General features: G+C 68.5%; 18 protein-coding genes. 2 read left to right on the top strand and 16 right to left on the bottom strand.

Features of this window, described 5'->3' with window-relative positions:
- The 14 genes from xylA to R8G01_17200 all read right to left on the bottom strand — a co-directional run bounded on the left by xylA (window position 1) and on the right by R8G01_17200 (window position 16,616).
- Window positions 1-1,347, bottom strand: a complete 1,347-nt coding sequence (gene xylA, locus R8G01_17265) for a xylose isomerase (GenBank protein ID MDW3215752.1) — start codon at window positions 1,345-1,347, stop codon at window positions 1-3.
- A gap of 52 nt (window positions 1,348-1,399) precedes the next feature.
- The gene (locus tag R8G01_17260; protein MDW3215751.1) at window positions 1,400-2,284 is read right to left on the bottom strand and encodes a hypothetical protein; all 885 of its coding nucleotides are present in this window, start codon (window positions 2,282-2,284) and stop codon (window positions 1,400-1,402) included.
- A gap of 10 nt (window positions 2,285-2,294) precedes the next feature.
- Entirely contained in the window at window positions 2,295-3,164 is an 870-nt protein-coding gene (iolB, locus tag R8G01_17255; protein ID MDW3215750.1) for a 5-deoxy-glucuronate isomerase, read from the bottom strand.
- Complete coding sequence (locus tag R8G01_17250; GenBank protein MDW3215749.1) at window positions 3,161-4,111, bottom strand: sugar nucleotide-binding protein; 951 nt, start codon at window positions 4,109-4,111, stop codon at window positions 3,161-3,163. Before R8G01_17250 ends, iolB begins: the two co-directional genes overlap by 4 nt.
- The gene (iolG, locus tag R8G01_17245; GenBank protein MDW3215748.1) at window positions 4,111-5,121 is read right to left on the bottom strand and encodes an inositol 2-dehydrogenase; all 1,011 of its coding nucleotides are present in this window, start codon (window positions 5,119-5,121) and stop codon (window positions 4,111-4,113) included. The genes R8G01_17250 and iolG overlap by 1 nt, the downstream gene beginning before the upstream one ends.
- Window positions 5,114-6,520, bottom strand: a complete 1,407-nt coding sequence (locus R8G01_17240) for a fatty acid desaturase (protein MDW3215747.1) — start codon at window positions 6,518-6,520, stop codon at window positions 5,114-5,116. Before R8G01_17240 ends, iolG begins: the two co-directional genes overlap by 8 nt.
- The gene (locus R8G01_17235) at window positions 6,517-7,338 is read right to left on the bottom strand and encodes an SDR family oxidoreductase (GenBank protein ID MDW3215746.1); all 822 of its coding nucleotides are present in this window, start codon (window positions 7,336-7,338) and stop codon (window positions 6,517-6,519) included. The genes R8G01_17240 and R8G01_17235 overlap by 4 nt, the downstream gene beginning before the upstream one ends.
- On the bottom strand, window positions 7,338-9,191 hold the full coding sequence (iolD, locus tag R8G01_17230; protein ID MDW3215745.1) for a 3D-(3,5/4)-trihydroxycyclohexane-1,2-dione acylhydrolase (decyclizing): 1,854 nt from the start codon (window positions 9,189-9,191) through the stop codon (window positions 7,338-7,340). The genes R8G01_17235 and iolD overlap by 1 nt, the downstream gene beginning before the upstream one ends.
- Window positions 9,191-10,378 carry a Gfo/Idh/MocA family oxidoreductase gene (locus tag R8G01_17225; protein MDW3215744.1) on the bottom strand — a complete coding sequence of 396 codons (1,188 nt, stop codon included), beginning with the start codon at window positions 10,376-10,378 and terminating at the stop codon, window positions 9,191-9,193. Before R8G01_17225 ends, iolD begins: the two co-directional genes overlap by 1 nt.
- Window positions 10,375-11,376, bottom strand: coding sequence for a 5-dehydro-2-deoxygluconokinase (iolC, locus tag R8G01_17220; protein ID MDW3215743.1), 1,002 nt, complete (start codon window positions 11,374-11,376; stop codon window positions 10,375-10,377). The genes R8G01_17225 and iolC overlap by 4 nt, the downstream gene beginning before the upstream one ends.
- Before the next feature lie 9 nt (window positions 11,377-11,385).
- On the bottom strand, window positions 11,386-12,180 hold the full coding sequence (locus tag R8G01_17215) for an ATP-binding cassette domain-containing protein (protein ID MDW3215742.1): 795 nt from the start codon (window positions 12,178-12,180) through the stop codon (window positions 11,386-11,388).
- A gap of 51 nt (window positions 12,181-12,231) precedes the next feature.
- On the bottom strand, window positions 12,232-14,139 hold the full coding sequence (locus R8G01_17210) for a hypothetical protein (protein ID MDW3215741.1): 1,908 nt from the start codon (window positions 14,137-14,139) through the stop codon (window positions 12,232-12,234).
- A 156-nt stretch (window positions 14,140-14,295) separates the two neighbouring features.
- Window positions 14,296-15,375, bottom strand: coding sequence for a sugar ABC transporter substrate-binding protein (locus R8G01_17205; protein ID MDW3215740.1), 1,080 nt, complete (start codon window positions 15,373-15,375; stop codon window positions 14,296-14,298).
- On the bottom strand, window positions 15,372-16,616 hold the full coding sequence (locus R8G01_17200) for a sugar phosphate isomerase/epimerase (protein ID MDW3215739.1): 1,245 nt from the start codon (window positions 16,614-16,616) through the stop codon (window positions 15,372-15,374). Before R8G01_17200 ends, R8G01_17205 begins: the two co-directional genes overlap by 4 nt.
- On the opposite strand from R8G01_17200, the gene R8G01_17195 reads away from it, so the two are divergent.
- Complete coding sequence (locus tag R8G01_17195; GenBank protein ID MDW3215738.1) at window positions 16,512-17,396, top strand: LacI family DNA-binding transcriptional regulator; 885 nt, start codon at window positions 16,512-16,514, stop codon at window positions 17,394-17,396. The two genes, R8G01_17200 and R8G01_17195, sit on opposite strands and share 105 nt — an antisense overlap.
- 3 nt (window positions 17,397-17,399) lie before the next feature.
- Here the strand turns inward: R8G01_17195 and R8G01_17190 are convergent, their stop codons facing one another.
- The gene (locus R8G01_17190; GenBank protein MDW3215737.1) at window positions 17,400-17,855 is read right to left on the bottom strand and encodes a VOC family protein; all 456 of its coding nucleotides are present in this window, start codon (window positions 17,853-17,855) and stop codon (window positions 17,400-17,402) included.
- A gap of 78 nt (window positions 17,856-17,933) precedes the next feature.
- Here R8G01_17190 and R8G01_17185 point away from each other — a divergent pair, with 78 nt between their 5' ends.
- The gene (locus R8G01_17185; protein MDW3215736.1) at window positions 17,934-18,995 is read left to right on the top strand and encodes a P1 family peptidase; all 1,062 of its coding nucleotides are present in this window, start codon (window positions 17,934-17,936) and stop codon (window positions 18,993-18,995) included.
- 18 nt (window positions 18,996-19,013) lie between these two features.
- On the opposite strand, the gene R8G01_17180 is transcribed toward R8G01_17185, so the two are convergent.
- Entirely contained in the window at window positions 19,014-20,180 is a 1,167-nt protein-coding gene (locus R8G01_17180) for a phytanoyl-CoA dioxygenase family protein (protein ID MDW3215735.1), read from the bottom strand.
- Between the last annotated feature and the right edge of the window lie 2 nt (window positions 20,181-20,182).

Raw genomic sequence — 20,182 nt, 5'->3', positions numbered from 1 at the left:
TCAGCGAGCCCGCTCGATGTGGCGGGCCACCAGGTGCTCCAGCGCCTCCTGTCGGCCGCTCACCGGCTGCGGCTCGGCACCGGTCATCTGGGCGTCGTGGAGCTGCTGCAACGTGACCTCGCCGTCGAGGATGTCGGCCCGGTCGTTCCAGCCGGCGTAGCGCTCGTCACGGCGGCGGTCGATCTCGCCGTCCTCGATGATCGACGCCGCGGCCAGCAGCGAGCGGGCCATCGTGTCCATGCCGCCGATGTGGCCGTGGAACAGGTCGTCACGAGCGATCGACTGGCGACGCAGCTTGGTGTCGAACATCAGGCCACCGGTCGTGAACCCGCCGCCGCGCAGGATCTCGAGCATGCCGAGCGTCATCTGCTCGACGGACTTCGGGAACAGGTCGAGATCCCAGCCGAGCCGATCGTCGCCGGCATTGGCGTCGATCGACCCGAAGATCCCGGCGTTGACCGCCGTCGCGACCTCGTGCTGGAAGTCGTGACCCGACAGCGTCGCGTGGTTGACCTCGATGTTGACCTTGATCTCGTTCTCGAGCCCGTACTTCTGGAGGAACGCGAACACGGCCGCGACGTCGTAGTCGTACTGGTGCTTGGTCGGCTCCATCGGCTTCGGCTCGATCAGCAGCGTGCCGTCGAACCCGATCGCGTACTTGTGCTCGACGACCATGTTCATGAACCGGCCGAGCTGGTCGAGCTCGCGGCGCATGTCGGTGTTGAGCAGCGTGTCGTAGCCCTCCCGGCCGCCCCAGAGCACATAGTTGGCGCCGCCGAGCCGGTGGGTCGCGTTCATGCAGTGCGCGACCTGCGCCGCGGCGTACTGGAACATCGCCGGGTCGGGGTTGGTGGCGGCGCCCGACATGAACCGGGGGTGCGAGAAGGCGTTGGTGGTGCCCCACAGGAGGTCGATGCCGGTGCGCTCCATGTGCTCGGCGGCGAGGTCGACCAGCTCGTCGAGGTTGCGGGCCGATTCCGCGAACGTCGCGCCGGCGGGTGCCATGTCGACGTCGTGGAACGAGAAGAACGGCGCTCCGAGCTTCTGCACGAACTCGAACGCCGCCTCCATCTTCAGCTTGGCGGCCGCCATCGGGTCGAGACCGGCGGCAGCGCCGCTCGCGGTCATCGGGTTCCACGGGCGATCGAGCGTGCCGCCGCCGAAGATGTCGGAGCCATCCCACGCGAACGAGTGCCAGTAGCAGACACCGAAGCGCAGGTGCTCGGCCATCGTCTTGCCGAACACGACGCGGTCGGCGTCGTACCAACGGAAGGCGAGCGGGTTGTCGCTGTCGGGTCCCTCGTAGCGGATCGGCTCGGGAACGGTGTCGAAGAACTCGGTCATCATCGTCTCTCTCTGGGGGTGTTCGTGGCTGGAAACTCGGTCGGGGAAGGCGGGGTCACGGCGGTTCGGGGGACGGCTCGGACGACGATGGAGCGATCGCCGCGAGTGTGTGCCAGCGGGGAAGCACGGTGTCGGCGATCACGTCGGCGCGGCGTTCGGCCGGGCAGCGGGCTGCCTCGCCCCACAGCGCACGGCCGACCATGAAGCCCGATCCCCCCGCCTCGAGCGCCGCCGCGACCTGCTCGGCGAACACCTCGAATCCGCCGCCACCCGACAACAGCGCCCATGGCTGTTCGCATCGCGCGGTGACCGCTGCGCAGGCGGCGACACGCTGGTCGTGGTCGACGACCACCGCCGGGTCGACCGGGAACGGCAGCTTCAACAGGTCGGCGCCGGTGTCGGCGAAGTGCTCGACCGTGGTCAGCACCACCCGGGCTCGTTCGGCCGCGTCGTGCACGGCGTAGAACAGCGGTTCGAGCACCAACGGGAGCCCGGCGCGTCGACACTCGGCCAGGACGTCGGCGGCGACCGCTCGCTGGGCGGCGGCCAGCGGCCGATCGGGATGGTACGGCAGGAGCAGTTTGGCGGCGGACGCCCCGCTCGCCGCCGCCTGCTCGACCGACCAGCCGTCGAGGATCGTCGTCGGGCCGGCACCCGGGTCGCCGAGGTACCCCTGCGACTCGAGCGCAGCGATGAAGCCGACACCGGGGGCGAGCGATCCGTCGTCGATCAGCTGCGGGATCGAGTACTCGGGTTCGAGCATGACCCCCGTCGCGAACGGCGACACCGCTCGCACGAGTTCCGCCTTGATCGAGGTGAGCAGTTCGTTCGGGACGGATTCGGGCGCGGTGGGTTCGAGGAACAGCCGCAACGAGTCGCGATGGTCCACCGCGAGCACGCGGAAGACACCACGGTCGTCGCGTAGGCCGTCGAGACTCACCGGACGCAACTCACGTGAGGGGGACGACGGGCAGGCTCCAGGCACCGGCGTCCCAATCGGCTTCGATCCAGGTGTGGTCGGAGTGGAAGCACGGCGGCGTCTTGCGGTCGTCGAGTTCGAGCTCGCCGGCGAGGTAGTTGAGGAAGTACATGTTCGAGCCGGGCGAGGCGACCGACGTGTGGTACCCCTGCGGCACGAGCACCGCGTCGCCGTCGCGGGCGACGACGACCTCGTCGAAATCGTCGCCGACGCCGGCGAGTCCTGCGCCGTCGGTGAAGTTGCGGTGGAGCACGTACCCCTCCGGACCCTGCAGGCGGAAGTAGTACACCTCCTCCAGGTACGGCGAACCGTCGACGCCGTCGTGGCGGTGCGGCGGCCAGCCGGCCCACGTGCCACGCGGCACGTACACCTCGTAGAGGATCAGGTGCTCGGCGGGCAGCGGGTACGCGAGCGCGTGCACCACCTGGCGATAGGACGATCCACCGCCGCGGATCTCGCTGCGCATCTCGGACGGTTCGAACACGCGCACCGGCAGCTTGCCCTCGGCCGGTGCCGACCCGACGGCCACGACGAGCGCGCCGTCGGTCTCGATCGTGAAGTCGACGCCGGGCGGCACGTAGACGATGCGGCCGACCTGGTCGAACACCGACGTGCGGGTGACGTCGACCGTGAGCCCGTCGACGAGCACGCGGCCGGCACCCTCGATCGTGACGATCGCGGTCTCGCGGTCGGTGGTGCCACCCCGGTGCGGCGAACCGGCGCGTACGTCGTGGATCGCGAACGCGACGTTCGACCAACCGGCGGACTCCGGCGTGATGTCGAGCAATGTGCCCGGCCCGTCGGCGGGGCGGATCGGGCCGGATCGGGTCGTGCTGGTCATGTGAGTGCTCCTGTTCGTGCGCGTTCGTCGCTGAAGCGTTCGAGGATCTCGACCGTCGTCAGCGGTGTCGTGCCCAGTCGGGCGGTGGTCAGGTCGGTCGACAACGACGTGTCGTACGGGACCGCGTGCCGCATCATCGCCGCGTCGTCGGGCGGGCCGAAGTCGAGCAGTTCCCGGTCGAGGCCGAACACGTCACAGGTCGCGTACGCGAGCTCGCGGCGGCTGACCGGTTCGGAGCCGCAGCAGTGGAAGACGTCGCGCGGGTCGTCGAGTCCGGCGATCGCATGCATGATCCGGCCGGTCTCGCTCGCCAGACTGAGGGTGGCGACGTTGTTGATGTCGGGCGCCTCCCACACGGTGAACCGGTTCCCGGTGGAGAGCGCGTCGACGATCGAGGCGGCGAGGTAGCCGTAGCCCAGATCTTGCGAGCGGGGGGTCGTCGGCCGGGCCCGGTGGTGGCCCTGCACACCCGACACTCGGGCGATCGCCCCGCGCTCGCAGCGCTGCGACACGACCATCTCGCTCGCGAGCTTGAGGACGCCGTACAGGTTGATCGGGTTCGGCGGCGTGTCTTCGGCGGCCGGGCCCTGTGTGCCGTCGAACACCCAGTCGGTCGACACCAGGATCAGCGTCGCGCCGATCCGATTCGCGGCGTCGCCGAGCACCTCGGTGGTGCCGACGTACGAGTGCCAGGCGAGGTGCCGGTCGGCGTACATCAGGTCGTGGTCGTTGAGGATCATCGCGTGCACGATGACGTCGGGCAGGTACCGCTCGACGCTGGCGATCAGCGCCGCGTCGTCGAGCAGATCGAGCGATTCGGTGGACAGCCCCGGGTCGGGGTGCGCCGACCGCACCGGGCAGTGCACGTCGGTGTCGGGCATCGCCGCGAACTCCGACGCGATGTTCGATCCGACGAACCCGGTCGCTCCGGTGATGTAGGCGCGCATCAACCGACCTCGGCGACGGGGACGATCCGGCCTTCACGGGCAGAGGTGAGCGCGGCGATGCCGAGTGCGAGCGGCGCGCGGCCGTCGGCCATCGACACCGGCGACGGTCCTCCGTCGCGCGCCAGGTCGCGGAACGCCGCCCACTCCGCCAGGTACGACGGGATGTAACGATCGAGGAAGAAGTAGGGCACCGTCGACTGGTGGCCGCCGTCGGCGTCGCGGAACACCGTCGTGGTGCTCAGGGGGTTGTCGGACATCGCCAGACCGGCCGACCCGAACACCTCGACGCGCTGGTCGTAGCCGTACACCGCCTGGCGCGAGTTGTCGATCGTGGTGATCGCGCCGTTCTCGTGTCGCATCGTGACGACGATCGTGTCGAAGTCGCCGGCCGCTCCGATCGCCGGATCGACGAGCACCGCACCGTGGGCGAAGACGTCGACGACCTCGCTGCCGGTGACGTACCGCGCCATGTCGAAGTCGTGGATCGTCATGTCGTTGAAGATCCCGCCGGACACCTCGATGTAGGAGATCGGCGGCGGCGCCGGATCACGGCTGGTGATCCGGCAGAGGTGGACGTCGCCGAGGTCGCCGCGCTGCACCCGATCGCGCACCGCGCGATGGCTCGGGTCGAAGCGGCGGTTGAACCCGACTTGCACCGAGATGCCGGCGGCGTCGACCGCGGCGACGCCGCGGTCGACCTGTGCGAGGTCGAGCGACAGCGGCTTCTCGATGAACACCGGCTTGCCGGCCGCCGCCGCGGCGACGAGCAGGTCGATGTGCGTGTCGGTCGACGAACAGATCGCCACCGCGTCGACGTCATCGCCCTCGATCAGCGACTCCGGGGTGTCGGCGACGCGACCACCGAACCTGGCTGCCGTGTCGTTCGCTGCCGCCGTCACGACGTCGTACACGGCGCCGAGCGCAAGGCCCTCGACGCGGCCCGCGATCAACTCGGCATGCATCCGGCCGATTCGGCCGCAGCCGAGGACACCGATTCGAAGGTCAGACATGGGTGTTGCTCCTCACGGTGAGATGCGTGACGATCCGACCGGCGATCTCGTCGACGTCGTAGACACAGAGCGCCGTACGGATCGGTTTACGCGTGGGTTCGCCGGTCACCGCGTCGACGCGTCCATTGTGCTTCGGACACTCGATCTGCCCGTCGACGATCGCACCGTCGGCGAGATGGACCTCGGCGTGGGTGCACAGACCGTCGGCGAGCGACAGTTGCCCGTCGGCGAGGCGACAGACGACGAAGGTGCGGTCGTCGATGTCGACGCGACGCAGTTGCCCGGCCTCGAGCGTGTCGGCCGCGCCGATGTCGAGGCCGCCGTCGGCGTGTCGAACCCAGTTGGTCTCACCGACGTCGATCCGTTGCCGGGTCGCCGACGGTACGTCGGGCACGTCGAGCGGGATCTCCCACGTCGGGTCGGTCGACTGCCGACGCAGCGCGTGGAAGATCTCGCGATACGCGGCGAGTGTGTTCGGCTTCCGGGGTGCGAGCTGATCGCTGATCTCGTCGTGCAGGTCGGGCAGCGCCCGGTACGGCACGCTCGGCAGCAGGTGGTGCTCGACGTGGTAGTTCATGTTGAGATACAGGAACCGGAACACCGGGTTCATCGCCACGCTGCGCGTGCTGTACCGGTGGTCGAGCACGTTCTCGCGCATGCCCGCGTGTTGCGTGATGCCGAAGAACACCACCAGCCAGCCGCCGTAGATCGTCGGCAGGCCGATGAACATGAGCGGCACGATCGTCCAGGCGACGAGGCTCCACACCGCGACGGCCCCGACGATCGCGACCATGATGCGCGATTCCCACACGACGCGTCGGTGCTCGGTCTCCGGCACGAAGTTCTTCGCGTCGTCGTCGAGGCGACCGGCCGCATGCCGGACGAGACGGGCGAACATCTGCGGGCCACCCTGCAGGTGGGTGAACGCGAACACCGCGCGTCCGACACTGGGCGGTCGCTGGAACACGATCTCGGCGTCGCGGCCGACGATGATCGTGTCGGTGTGATGCCGGTAGTGCGACCACCGCCACACGGTCGGGCCACGCCACAGCATGAACGAGGCGAGGTGGTAGATCACGTCGTTCGCGAGCGGCGAACGGAACGCGGTGCCGTGACCGCATTCGTGCCAGCGAGCGTCGGCGGCGCCGCCGTACAGCGCACCGAAGACCATGAACGCGGGAATCGACCACCACGACCAGATCGTCGAGTACGCCCACACGCCCGATGCGACGATCAGCGCCAGCCACAGCGCGACGTCGACGGCGGCCCGTGTGTTCGACCGGCGTTGCAGCTCTCGGAGTCGCTCCGGGTCGATCACGGGCGCGAACCACTCTGCGTTCGCGAGGCCGCGCTCGACCGCGGCGACCGACGACGGTCCGGTCAGGCTGTAGTCGGTCACCGGTCGCCGTCCGGTTCGAGCAGGGGTGGGAGTTCACCGGCGCCGGCGCCGAGCACCGTCTGGTCGTAGTCGATGATCGAGCCGGTCATCATCCCGGCGTCGTCGCTCAGCACGAAGGCGAGGGTGCGGGCCAGTTCGTCGGTCTTGATCAGCCGACCGAACGGCCGCTCGGCCTCGGCCCGCTCGAGCCAGTCGTCGCCACCGCCGTGGTACTTGCGCTGGATGAGGTCTTCACCCGGCGTGTCCATCCAGCCGGGGTTCACCTGCACGACGCGGATGTGGTGGCGCATCAACTGGAACGCGAGCGACTTGGTGAGGGTCAGCAGCGCGCCCTTCGAGACGCTGTAGGCCGTGATGAAGTCGGGGCCGCCGTACCCGGCGACGCTGCCGATGTTGACCACCGATGCCGGCCGGCCCTCGCGGCGTGCGATCCGGGCGACGCCCTGGGTCAGGAGGAACGGCGCACGGACGTTGACGGCCATCATCCAGTCCCAGAAGTCGGGCGTGGTCGTCCAGACGTCGCCGCGGTCGGTCACGGCGGCGCAGTTGGCGAGATGGTCGATGTGACCGAAGCGGTCGTCGGCCGCGGCGATCAGCGCGTCGATGTCGTCGGCCGAATCGAGTTCGGCAGCGACGAACACGGCCTCGCAGCCGAGCTCCCCCAGCTCGGCGCAGACGTCGGCACCACGCTCGGCATTGCGACCCGTGACGACCGCACCCGCGAGACCCTCGCCCGCCATCCGGAGCAGGAGGGCACGCCCCAGCCCTTGCGTCGAGCCGGTGACCAGGGCGACCCGCTCGTGGAACCGACCGCTCATCACCAACCCACCCGCTGATCCGACTTGCCGGCGTCGACCTCGGCGCGAGCGGCGACGACCTCGGGACGGTCGCTCACCTCGGGCACGCCGACCTCCCAGAAGGCGCCACCCTCCGTCCACGAGTACGCATCGGTGCGCAACGCGATGACGGTGGTGCGGTCAGCCTCACGGGCTCGCAGGAACGCCGCCCCGAGTTCGGCGATGTCGGCGACGGTCTCGGTGCGACAGCCCATCGCCGCCGCGTGGGCGGCGAAGTCGACGCGCACCTCGTCGAGGATCTTGGCGTCGGCGATCAGGTTGTTGAACGGCACGCCGCCCTGGTTGATCTGGAGCCGGTTGATCACCGCGAACCCGCCGTTGTCACAGACGACGACGATCAGCTTGTGGCCCGACAGGACCGAGCTGTAGAGGTCGCTGTTCATCATCAGGTAGGAACCGTCGCCGACGAACGCGACGACCTCACGGTCGGGCAGCGCCATCTTGGCGCCCCACGCGCCGGCGATCTCGTAGCCCATGCACGAGAAGCCGTACTCGGTGTCGAAGGAGTGCACGACGTCGGATCGCCATCCGTTGACGAGCTCGCCCGGGAAGCCACCCGCCGCGGTGAGCGCGTACGTGTCGGCCGTGGCGAGGCGGTCGACCGCTCCGACGACCTGGGCGTAGGTGGGCAGACCGCTGTCGGCGCTGCTGTCGGGCGCCGCGATCTTGTCGATGTAGGCGTGGTACTGCGCGACCTCGGATGCGCAGGTCGTCGACCAGTCGTCGGGCGCCCGGTAGGCACCGAGCGAGTCGGTCAACTGGGTGAGTGCCTCGCGGGCGTCGGCGACGAGGGGCAGCGCCAGGTGCTTGGTGGCGTCGAACCGGGCGGCGTTGAGCCCGATGATCCTCACCGACTCGTTCTGGAACACCGTCCACGAACCGGTCGCGAAGTCCTGCAGCCGCGTGCCGACGGCCAGCACGACGTCGGCCTCGGCGGCGAGATTGTTGGCGCTGGTGCAGCCGGTGACGCCGATCGGTCCGGCGTGCAGCGGGTGCGACTGTGGCAGCGACGTGCGACCGGCCACCGTTTCGACGACGGGGATGTTGTGGCGCTCGGCGAACCTGCGCAGCTCGGACTCGGCCTCCGACCAGTGCACACCGCCGCCGGCGATGATCAGCGGCTTCTCGGCGGCTGCGAGCGCGGCCGCGGCACGAGCCAGTTCGCCGTCATCGGGGCGCGGGCGGCGCGGCTCGTGCACGACCTCGTCGAAGAACCGCACCGGGTAGTCGTACGCGTCGGCGGCGATGTCTTGCGGCAAGCCGATGAACGCCGGGCCGCAGTCGGCGGGGTCGAGCATCGTGTTGACCGCGTGTGGCAGCGACTGGACGACCTGCGCCGGGTGCGTGATGCGATCCCAGTAGCGGACGACCGGCCGGAAGCCGTCGTTGACGGTGGTCGACGGCGTGCCGAAGTGCTCGACCTGCTGCAGGACGGGGTCGGGCACACGCGACTGGAACGTGTCGCCGGCGATCAGCAGCAACGGCAGCCGGTTGGCCATCGCCACCCCGGCCGCGGTGATCATGTTGGTCGCGCCCGGCCCGATCGACGATGTGGCCACCATGATCTGCCGGCGCTTCGTCGCCTTCGCGTACGCCGTGGCGGCGAGGGCCATGCCCTGTTCGTTCTGGCCGCGCCACGTGGGCAGCTCGTCGCGGTGCTGTTCGAGCGAGTGCCCGAGGCAGGTGACGTTGCCGTGCCCGAAGATCGCGTAGACACCGGGGAACAGCGGCACGGTGTCGCCGTCGATCACGGTCTTCTGGGCGATCAGGTAGCGGACGATCGCTTCGGCGGTGGTGAGTCGAACGGTTTCCATCAGGTGCCCTCCCGGAGCGAGACGACGTCGGTCCAGCTGCCCGTTTCGCACGATCGCAGCCACGCGGCCTGGAAGCTGACGTAGTCGACGGCTTCGGCGAAACCGGGCTCGTGCTGGACGCCCGAAGCGACCGCCGACAGGAACTCGTAGTTCTCGATCACCTTGAGGTCTTCGTACCCGATCGAGTTGGCGTCACCGGGTACGAAGTGACCGTGGTACGGGTACCGGTCACCGGCGTAGACCTTGGTGTAGCCGCGGGGCGCCGCACCCGATTCGTCGCTGATGAACACCTCGAGTTCGTTCATCGTCTCGAGATTCCAGCGCAGCGCACCCTTGGTGCCGTAGACGTCGAACGCCATCTGCGACTCGGGTCCGATGATCGCCCGCGACGACTCGAACGTGCCGCGGGCACCGTTGTGGAACGTGACCATCGCTGCCGCGTAGTCCTCGTTGGTGACCGTGCCCGTCGGGTCGGCCGGCGAGCCACGGTCGTAGTGGGTACCACCTTCCCGGGGCAGCGGCCGATCCTTGATGAACGTCTCCATCGTGCCCGACACCGACGTGATCGGGCCGATCAGCATCGTGGCGAGATCGACGGCGTGGGAGAGGATGTCGGACGACACGCCGTACCCCGCCTCGTCGACGAGGAACCGCCACGACAGCAGCCCCATCGGGTCGGCGCCGTACATCGAGAAGAAGCGGCCGCGGTAGTTCGTGATCTCGCCGAGCTGTCCCGAGTCGATCAGGTGCTTGGCGTGCTGCACGAGCGGCGCCCAGCGGTAGTTGTAGCCGACACCGGTGATGACGCCGGCGGCACGCGCTGCGGCGTCGACCCGCACGGTCTGATCGGGCTTGCCGCCGACCGGCTTCTCGCAGAACACGGCCTTGCCGGCCTCGGCCGCGGCGATCGCGAGTTCTTCGTGCATCATGTTCGGCGCCGTGACGTAGACGACGTCGACGTCGGGATGTTCGACGACCTTGCGCCAGTCGGCGGTGGCCTCGCGGAACCCGAAGCCCTCGACCGCCTCGATCTGCCGCTGCGGGACGCTGTCACCGCAGATCACCAGGTCGGTGTCGAAACTGCGGTCGGGGAACAGCGACGAGATCCGCGCCGCCGATCGGGAATGGGCTTGTCCCATCCAGCCGAATCCGATGACGCCGATGCCGAGTCGGCGGCGGGAACTCATGATGGTGCTCCAGTGGTGTTCGAGGGGGTGGTGTTCGAGGTGGTGCTGGACGTGCGACCGGCGATGAACGCGTCGACTTCGTCGGCGGTCGGCATGGCGTCGGCGCAGGTGAGGCGTCCGGCGACGATCGCGCCGGCGGCATTGCCGTACTCGACCGAGCGAACGAGGTCCCAGCCGCTGAGCAGGCCGTGACAGAAGGCGCCACCGAACGCGTCGCCCGACCCGAGGCCGCAGACCACGTCGACCAGGAACGGCGGGATCCGCTCTCGCACACCGTCGGCGGTGGCGACCATGACGCCCTCGCCACCGAGCTTGACGACGGCGATCTCGAGCCCCCGTTCGAGCAGGCGGTCGGCCGCCTCGTCGGGGTCGCGAGTACCGACCGCGATCTCACATTCGTCGCGGTTGCCGATCGCGACGGTGACGTGGTCGAGCATCGGTGCGATCTGCTCGGAGGCCTCCGCCGGCGAGTTCCAGAACATCGGGCGCCAGTCGAGGTCGAGCACGGTGTGCGAGCGTCGACCGCGTGCGCGCAGCAGCTCGGTGACCGTCGAGCGGCTCGGCTCCCAAGCGAATCGGGAGGCCGGTACCCAGAACAGCGGGACCTCCCGGACGACGTCGAGATCGACGTCGTCGAGACGCAGGTTCTGGTCGGGTGCGCGCGGCTCGCGGTAGAAGATGATCGTCGGATCCTCGGGGGGATCGAGCTCGGCGAACGCCAGCGGCGTCTTGAGTTCAGGATCCGACGTGACCCAGCGGGTGTCGACGCCGAAGGTGTGTTCGAGCGCGTGGGTGATGTAGCGCCCGAACTCGTCGTCGCCGACCTTGGTGACGGCAGCGGCGTGGTGTCCGAGTCGGGCGGCGGCGACGGCGACGTTGGTCGAGGTGCCGCCCACCGACTTGCGCAGCGTGGTCACCTCGGTCATCGAGACACCGACCTGCTCCGCGTAGAGATCGACACTGACCCGCCCGATGGTGAGGAGTTCGGGGATCGTCATGGGCGCGGTTCAGCCGCCGTTGCCGGTGGCGGTCTGCAGTTCGTGCTCGAGCGCTTCGAGCTCGGCACCGCCGGCCATGAGCTGGGTGAGTTCGTCGACGGTGATGTCGTCCTTGGCGAACGACCCCATCGACTGGCCGCGGTTGAGGATGAGGAATCGGTTGCCGACCGGGTACGCGTGGCGCGGGTTGTGGGTGATGAAGATCACGGCGAGACCCTGGTTGCGGGCCTCGACGATGCGCTTGAGCACGACGCCCGACTGCTTGACACCGAGTGCCGAGGTCGGCTCGTCGAGGATCAGCACCTTCGCGCCGAAGTACCCGGCGCGCGCGATCGCCACCGACTGGCGCTCGCCGCCCGACAGGGTGCCGACCGGCTGCTCGGTGTCGCGGATGTCGATACCCATCTTGGCCATCTCCTCCTTCGCGATCCGCTTCGCCTCGGCCTTGTCGATCCACTGGAGCGGGCCGATGCCCTTGGTGGGTTCGGAACCCAGGAAGAAGTTGCGCCAGACCGACATCAGCGGCACCATCGCGAGGTCCTGGTACACGGTGGCGATGCCCTTGTCGAGCGCATCGCGGGGCGAGTCGAACTTGACCTCATCGCCGTTCACGCGAATGGTGCCCTCCGACTGCTGGTGCACACCGGCGAGGATCTTGATGAACGTCGACTTTCCCGCACCGTTGTCGCCCAGCACGCAGGTCACCTCGCCCGCGTTGACGGACGTGCTCACATCGCTGAGGGCGATGATGTTCCCGTAGTACTTCGAGATGTTGTCGAGTTCGAGCAGATGCTGTTCAGCCATGTCGGTTCTCCTGGTCGGTCTCGGTCGAGGCGGTCGGGTCGGTGCGGCCGGTCATCGTCGGAGCGTCTCGGCTCGGGTGCGGATCGATCGGTTGGCGATCACCGCGAGCAGGAGGATCACGCCGAGGAAGAGGTACTGCCAGTCGGAGTTCCAACGGGCGTACGGGATACCGAGCGTGCCCATCGCCACGATGAGGGCACCGATCGCCCCGCCGAGCGCCGTGCCGTAGCCGCCGGTGAGCAGCGTGCCGCCGACGACGGCGGCGATGATGTAGTTGAACTCGAGTCCGTTGCCGGTGTTGGCCTGGATCGTGTTGAGGCGGAACGCCAGCAACATGCCGACCAGCCATGCTGCACCGGACACCAGCATGAACAGCTGGGTCTTGGTGCGGGCGGCCGGCACACCGACCTGGCGTGCTGCCTCCTTGTTGCCGCCGACGGCGAAGGTCCAGCTGCCGAACCGGGTGTTGCCGAGCAGCCAGACCATGGCGGCGGTGAAGACGATGAACCAGACGTTGCGCATCGAGAACTTCGCGGGCGCGATCTCGGCGAGGATCTCGGCGTTGGTCGTGAAGAGCAGCTTGACGACGATGCCGATCGTCGCGACGACGAGGCCGGCCTGGACGAGACGGGCGCCGACACGATCGGCCTGGGGGTGGACCCGGTTGCGCTCGTCGAACACGAACCCGACGACGCCCCACACCAGCACCATCAGTGCGAGCGCCAGCAGGACGCTGAACGTCTCGGCGCGGAACTTGACCGCTTCGGATTGGGCCTGGACGACGAAGGCGGTCGTGGTCACCATGGCGGCGACCAGCAGCGTCACGGCGAAGCGTGTGGTCGCTCCGGTGCCGCGGGCCCGGTGGGCGGCGATCGCGAACGACGTGCCGGCGGCGATCACGAAGACCAGCATCAGCGTCGCCCGGAAACCCTGGTAGGTGAACGGGAAGAAGAAGTTCTCGGCGTCGTTGGCGTCCCACAGGATCGAGGCGAGGAACGCGAGCACGAGCGACCCGACACCGATGCCGACGAACTTGGCGACGCCGGCGTCCATCACGAAGCTCTCGCGTGTGGCGCTGGGCTGGAACCGCCAGGTGGCGTAGCCGAACAGGGCGAGCAGTGTGCCGACCCCGATGATGGCGGCGCCGAGCCAGTTGCCTCCGGTGCCGTCGGTGACGTGCAGCGTGACGATGCCGGCGACCGTCGCCCCGACCCCGACGAGGAACTGGACGAGGCCGATCTGCTTGAGGCCGTCCTTGCGATGTTCGAAATGCATCTCGTACACGGCGAGCACGATGATCGCGATCCCGAGCAGGACCGCGATCGTGTAGACCGCGTCGCGCCCCCCGAACTGGTGCTGCGCCCGGTCCCACTCGGCAGCGAAGACCTTCTGCCAGAAGGCGTGACCCGATGAGTCGCGGATGTCGCCGACCTGGATCTGGTCGACGATCAGCTTGGAGAAGCCGAGCTTCATGCCGCGCAGGACGAAGAACGTGCCGAGGGTGACGATGAAGCTCGGGAGCTTCGTGCTCTCGACCATCCAGCCGTTGAAGAAGCCGATGCCCAGTGCGATCACGAGCGAGAGCGGCACGGCGATCCACAGGTTGAAACCGGCTCCGCCGAACTCACCCGCCTCCTTCGAGAGCAGGATGACGAGCATGCCCATCGCCCCGGTGTTGGCGCCGGACGACAGGTCGAATTCACCGCCGACCATCAGGACCGACACGGCCACGGCCATGATGCCCAGGATCGAGGCGTTGTCGAGGATGTTCGACGCGCCGTTGGCGGTGCCGAACGGCACACTGACCGCCCAGAAGAAGACCCAGACGCCGATCGCGCCGATCATGGCGCCGATCTCGGGTCGGATGAAGAGCCGCTGGAACACGCCTCGATAGGCGAGACGTTCGTCCCCGCCGGCGGCCATGGCTCCGGTTGCTGCTGCGACAGTCGAATCACTCATCGTGACGATGTTCCCCTCGGATTCCGATTGCTGTACGTGATCTCGCGACCAGTGTCGCGAATCGTGGTGCGAGTCTTCGGTGCGGAGACGGGGGCCGACCTCCTGGTCGACCCCCGTCCACACCGGGTGCCGGTGAGATCACCGGCCGTCGTCAGGTCAGCGAGTGCCTGCGTCGACGAGTGCCGCGACCTCGGCCGCGTTCTCGGGTGTCACGAAGCCCGGGCCCGTGAGGATCGGCTGGCCGCCGCCCACGGTGTTCAGGTTCGTGACGTTCAAGTAGAGGAGCAGGATCGGCATGTAGCCCTGCACGTACTGCTGCTGATCGACGGTAAACGCGATGTCACCGGCTTCGATGGCCGTGATGATCTCGGGCGTGATGTCGAAACCACCGATGCCGACGAGGTCACGGCCGGAATCGTTGGCGGCGTTCAGACCCGACACGGCGATGACCGGGCCGGTGCCCATGAAGCCGTCGATGTCCGGGTCGGCCGTGAGCGCAGCGGCGATCGCGCCCTGCTGGGCCGTCTGGTCGGCGTCGAGGCCGACGAACTCGGACACGACCTCGCCGGAGAACGTGTCCTCGAGGCCGTCGCAGCGCTCTTCGAGCGCGACGTTCGACTCTTCCTGACGACCGCAGAACACCTTGGTCGCACCGAGGTCGTTGAACCGCTCACCGGCACCCTGGCCGGCGATGAACTCGGTCTGGCCGACGTGGGTGATGGCACCGATCTCCTGGTACTGGTTCACGCCGGAGTTGAGCGTGATGACCGGGATGCCCTGGCCGACGGCGTCCTGGAGCGGGCCGACCAGCTGGTCGGGGCTCGGGAGCGACGAGGCGATGCCGTCGACACCTTCGGAGATGGCGGTCTCGATCAGCTGCACCTGGACACCCGGATCGTTGTTGGACCCGGCCCAGACGCAGTCGACGCCGAGGTCGGCGCACGCCGCGTCCATGCCGCGCTTGACGACCGACCAGAACGGTCCGTCGTCGGAGTGGGTGATCATGTGGAACGTCAAGTCGGAACCCTGAGAGGCGTCGACGGTGTCGTCGCCCCCGGTGTCGGCCGTGTCGTCGCCCCCGGTGTCGGCGGTGTCGTCGCCCCCTGTTTCGCCCCCGGTGTCGGCGGTGGTGTCGTCACCGGTGTCGTCGGCCGTCGTGTCGTCGTCGCCGCCGCAGGCAGCGGCCACGAGCGACAGCGCGGCGATCGGCACCAAGATGGTACGCAGTTTCCTCATGTTGGAATTTCCCCCTTGTTGTGTGTTTCGAATGGTGCAGCGATCGCCGAGGCGATCGATTGCAGATACACGACGCTGCGGGCAACGTCGCGGAATGGGCCTTCACCGTGGGTCGGGAGACCGTCGGTGAGAGCGGCGTCTTGTTCGATCACGTAGCGGCCCTGGTAGCCGGCGCCCTCGAGGGCACGGACCACCTCGGCGATCGGCGCACCGCCATCGCCGAGCGGCGGGAAGATGCCTGCCTGAACGGCCTGCATCAGCGTGAGCTCGTCACGGTTCAGCGGTTCGATCAACCCCACGTTCACATCCTTCAGATGCACCAGCACCACCCGGTCGACGTGGTCGACGGCGAAGGTGAGCGGATCCATCCCCCCGATCAGCATGTGCCCGGTCTCGAGCACGAAACCAACCGTAGTCCGTTCGAGAACACGCTGAATCTCCGCGGCGGTCTCGACGACGGAGTCGACGTGCGGGTGGAACGCCTGGACGAGTCCGCGCTCACGGCACAACTCGTCGACGCGGGCGAGATGGTCGAACAGCGTCGACCAGTCGTCGTCGGAGAGTTCGGGCCGCTGCCAGTCGTCGGGGTCGCTCACCGCACAGGTCACGAAGTGCGACGCACCGGCGGCGGCGAGACGATCGGCGCTCGCTGCGGCGCGGGCGAGCATGTCGTCGGCGCGGTCGGCGTCGTGCAGGCAGAGGGCGTTGAAGCCGCCGGTCAGCCGCATGCCGAACCGGTCGAGCAACTCGCGCAGTTCCGTGGGATCGGTCGGCAGGTAACCGATCGAGCCGAGTTCGGTCGCCGTCAGGTCGAGCTCGACCATTTCGCTCAGGACTCGATCGACCGGAAGCTGGGCGCCCCAGCCCGGCACTTCGCAGATCCCCCACGAGATGGGCGCGGAACCGACGCGTTCCAACAACGAACTTCTCAACTGCTTCCCCTCGGCATTAGAGCGCTCCAATGATTGAAGCGCTCTCATCCTTGTGCTTGTATCGGTCGAAGTCAAGAGCTGTTCAGGGGAACCATGGCGAAACCGACGATGGACGATGTGGCGCAGCGAGCCGGTCTCTCGCGGGCGCTCGTCAGTCTGGTCATGCGGGATTCCGACAAGGTGAGCGACCGGTCGCGTGCCGCCGTGCTCGACGCAGCGGCCGAACTCGGGTACCGCCCGAACCTCAATGCGCGGCATCTCGCCAGCAAGCAGACGCGCACGCTCGGACTGATCATCAACGACCTGCACAACCCGTATTTCGCCGGGGTGGTCGACGGCGTCAAGGCGGCCGCCGATGCGTCGGGATACCGCCTGCTGCTCAACAGCGCGTTCATCTCCGACCGTGACGAGGTCGCGGCGCTCGAGACGTTCGTCGACTTCGACGTCGACGGCGTCATCCTGACCGGTGCCCGGATCGCCACCGCGGCGATCGAGAAGGTGGCGCGATCGATCCCGGTCGTCGTGGCGAGCCGCCCGATGACGTCGAAGCTCGTCGACACCGTCAACAACGATGATGCCGCGGGAGCGCGGCTGGTGGTCGAGCACCTCGTCACGCTCGGGCATCGCCACATCGTCCACCTCGATGGCGGGCGCGGCGCCGGAGCGAGTCAGCGGCGGACCGGCTACAAGCGGGCGATGGAGGCGGCCGGGCTCGAACCACACCTGGTGCGTGCCGGGTTCACCGAAGCCGCCGGGGTGACCGCCGCGGAGGCGGCGCTCGCCGACGCGCGTCCGGTGACGGCGATCTTCGCCGGCAACGACATGAGTGCGCTCGGAGCGCTCGATGCACTCGACGACGCCGGATGCCGGGTACCCGACGACATCTCGTTGGTCGGCTACGACAACACGTTCGTCGCGGCGCTCCGCCACGTCGGACTCACGACGGTCGACCAGGGCCGTGACGAAATCGGCCGGAGCGCCGTCGACATGCTCATCGAGCGGATCGAGCACGGACGTACCGAAGCTCGCCACCTGACGCACCCGCCGTCGTTGATCGTCCGTGAGACGACCGCATCACCTGCTGCGTGACGATCATCGGGGCCGGCCGATGCGGACCACGTTGCCGCTCGGATCCGTCAACGCGAATTCACGCATCCCCCATGGGGTGTCGGTGATGGCGCCGATCGGGACGTCGGGTGCGTTCGTTCGAATCGCACGGTGCCACTCGTCGACATCGCTGACATGGAGGTACGCACCGACCACCGATCCGCCGGGCGCCGCCCCGGCGGCGAGGACGAGGTGGAACATCTCCCAGCCGCACGTGCGCACCCACGCGTAGCCGGCGTCGTAGGCGACGACCGCGAAGCCGACCGACCGGTAGTAGGACATCGCGGCGTCCATGTCGTGCACCGGCAGGACCGGGTGCACCGTCGGCCGGCGAGCGACGTAGGGCAGGGGCGACTCGGTGTTCTCGGGTGACGGCAGCCACCGCACGCGACTGCGGACCAAGTGGGTCAGGTGGCGGCCGGCCTGGCGTACATTCCCCATCACCGCAAGCTAGTTCGTGCCCGCGCCACCTCACCGGCGTGCAACTCGGTCGGCCGCTCGCGGTCGTAGTCTCTCCCGATGGCACGACTCCGCGATCTCGGTTTCACGATCGGCACGTTCCCGACCGGAGGACTGAACGCGATCACCGACGTCGGCGGTGTGTCCGTCGGCCACCGAACCGTCGTCCGCGACGAACCTCGGATCGCACGCACCGGCGTCACGATCGTGAACACGCGCCCGCCGTCCGAGTCCGACGATCTCTCGAACGGCGGCATCTGCTCGTTCAACGGCAACGGCGAGATGACCGGCTCGCACTGGCTCGCCGAGTCGGGTCTGATCAGCGGCCCGATCGGCATCACGAACACGCACCAGGTCGGTCTCGTCCGCGACACGCTGGTCGCGGCCGAGGTCGAGCGCGACCCGGACGCGTCGTGGTGCCTGCCGATCGTGGGTGAGACGTACGACGGGTTCCTCAACGACATCGACGCCTTCCATCTCACCGCCGACGACGTGCGGGCCGCCATGACCGACGCCGCGGAGCGCGGTGACGGCACCGTCGCCGAGGGCAACGTGGGTGGTGGCACCGGCATGGTCTGCCACGAGTTCAAGGGCGGGATCGGCACCTCGTCACGGGTGGTCGAGACGGCCGGCGGGAGGTACACCGTCGGCGCGATCGTGCAGGCGAACTACGGCGCCCGCGGTCTACTCCGACTCGACGGCCGACCGGTGGGCGCGGAGATCGACGAGCACGCCGTGCCGCTCCCCACCGACCCGGCCGTGGCCGACGCGGGTTCCATCATCGTGGTCATCGCGACCGACGCTCCGCTGCTCGCCGATCAGTGCACGCGGCTCGCGCGCCGCGCCACGATCGGGTTGGCGCGGGTCGGTGGCACCGGTGGCAACGGCAGCGGCGACATCTTCCTCGCGTTCTCCACCGCCAACCGTGTGCCGCTGCGAGCGACGCGGCCGGTCTCGGTCGAGACGTTGCCGGCCGACGCGATGACCCCACTGTTCAACGCCGCGGCCGAGGCGGTCGAGGAGTCGATCTGGAACGCGCTCTGCGCCGCCGAGACGATGACGGGCCACCTCGGCCGGACGGTCCACGCGATCCCCCACGACCGGCTGGTCGCGCTCCGCTGAACGCTCGGGGCAACGCGCTCAGTGCGAGCGGCGACGGGCCGCGAGCGCATCGAGACGTGCTGCGAGTTCCTCGGGCGAGGCTCCTTCCGTCAGCGCGTCGCGGAGGATGTCGAGGTGCGACGGCGGGGTGAGTCCGCCGAGCGGCGGGTCGTTGTCGAGGTTCGTGGGGAACGCGTAGCCGTCGGCCACTGCGGTCAGCGCGTTGCCCAACGCGTCGGCATCGGTGCCGGCCGCCTGCCGGTCGAGCAACGCCGGGTAGACGGCGTTGGTCATCCGAATCCGGTCCATGGTCTCCATCGCCCTGGCCATCGCCGACGAGATCTGGAGCAGGTTCGCCATGCGGCGCACGTCGGCGGTCACGTTGGAGCCGGCCGCGTGGAACAGTGCCGGGTTGAAGAACACGATGTCGCCCTTCGCGAGCGGCAACTGGGTGTGGTGCTCGTCGAAATAGGCGATGAAGTCGGGGTTGCGCCACGCCAGGTAGCCGAGCTCGTACTGCTGCGAGAACGGCAGGTACATGGTGGGGCCGGTCTCGACGGGCATGTCGCAGTGGGCGACGGCGCCCTGCAACGTGAGCATCGGCGAGAGCCGGTGCGTGTGCGCCGGGTACGACTCGGCCTGATCGTCGGTCATGAACCCGAGGTGGTAGTCGCGGTGCGGCTGCTGTGCCTGACCACCGGGGTTGACCACGTTGACCTGCGACGAGATCTGGTAGTTCGGGCCGAGCCACGCCAGCGCTCCGAGCGCGGCCATGTCGTTGGCGTAGTAGTCGACGAAGACGTCGGGCGCCTCGACGGCGAGCTTCTCGATCGCATTCCAGACGCGATCGTTTGCTCCGGGTTTGGCGTAGTGGTCGCCGACCGCGCGGCCTTCACGATGCTGCTGTTCGATCATCGCCTCGAACGCGCTCGTCGCCCGATCGACAACGGCGTGGTCGAACGCACCGGCGATCACGAAGATGCCGGCACCGCGGTCGAGCACCTCGGCCAGCACGTCACGCACCGCGCGCTGGGAGGCCGCGTCGGTGATCACGTCACGGAGATGCGACGCCTCGAACACGGGCACCCGCTGCTCGAGGCGAGACGCGAACTCGGGTGTCGGTGTCGGCTGCTCGATGATCGCGACGAAGTCGTCGATCCGGCACAGGTGCCGGCCGAACGTCGGGAGTTGATGAACATCGGTCATGG

It is taken from the genome of Ilumatobacteraceae bacterium (assembly GCA_033344875.1).
In the GTDB taxonomy this organism is placed as follows: Bacteria; Actinomycetota; Acidimicrobiia; order Acidimicrobiales; family Ilumatobacteraceae; genus Ilumatobacter.
This window is presented reverse-complemented; position numbering and strand designations above follow the sequence as displayed.

Bases quoted from the DNA above. Each gene is read 5' to 3' on its own strand.
- xylA (MDW3215752.1), bottom strand. From the start codon at position 1,347: ATGATGACCGAGTTCTTCGACACCGTTCCCGAGCCGATCCGCTACGAG.
- iolB (MDW3215750.1), bottom strand. From the start codon at position 3,164: ATGACCAGCACGACCCGATCCGGCCCGATCCGCCCCGCCGACGGGCCG.
- R8G01_17250 (MDW3215749.1), bottom strand. From the start codon at position 4,111: ATGCGCGCCTACATCACCGGAGCGACCGGGTTCGTCGGATCGAACATC.
- iolG (MDW3215748.1), bottom strand. From the start codon at position 5,121: ATGTCTGACCTTCGAATCGGTGTCCTCGGCTGCGGCCGAATCGGCCGG.
- R8G01_17235 (MDW3215746.1), bottom strand. From the start codon at position 7,338: ATGAGCGGTCGGTTCCACGAGCGGGTCGCCCTGGTCACCGGCTCGACG.
- iolD (MDW3215745.1), bottom strand. From the start codon at position 9,191: ATGGAAACCGTTCGACTCACCACCGCCGAAGCGATCGTCCGCTACCTG.
- R8G01_17225 (MDW3215744.1), bottom strand. From the start codon at position 10,378: ATGAGTTCCCGCCGCCGACTCGGCATCGGCGTCATCGGATTCGGCTGG.
- iolC (MDW3215743.1), bottom strand. From the start codon at position 11,376: ATGACGATCCCCGAACTCCTCACCATCGGGCGGGTCAGTGTCGATCTC.
- R8G01_17215 (MDW3215742.1), bottom strand. From the start codon at position 12,180: ATGGCTGAACAGCATCTGCTCGAACTCGACAACATCTCGAAGTACTAC.
- R8G01_17210 (MDW3215741.1), bottom strand. From the start codon at position 14,139: ATGAGTGATTCGACTGTCGCAGCAGCAACCGGAGCCATGGCCGCCGGC.
- R8G01_17205 (MDW3215740.1), bottom strand. From the start codon at position 15,375: ATGAGGAAACTGCGTACCATCTTGGTGCCGATCGCCGCGCTGTCGCTC.
- R8G01_17190 (MDW3215737.1), bottom strand. From the start codon at position 17,855: ATGGGGAATGTACGCCAGGCCGGCCGCCACCTGACCCACTTGGTCCGC.
- R8G01_17185 (MDW3215736.1), top strand. From the start codon at position 17,934: ATGGCACGACTCCGCGATCTCGGTTTCACGATCGGCACGTTCCCGACC.
- R8G01_17180 (MDW3215735.1), bottom strand. From the start codon at position 20,180: ATGACCGATGTTCATCAACTCCCGACGTTCGGCCGGCACCTGTGCCGG.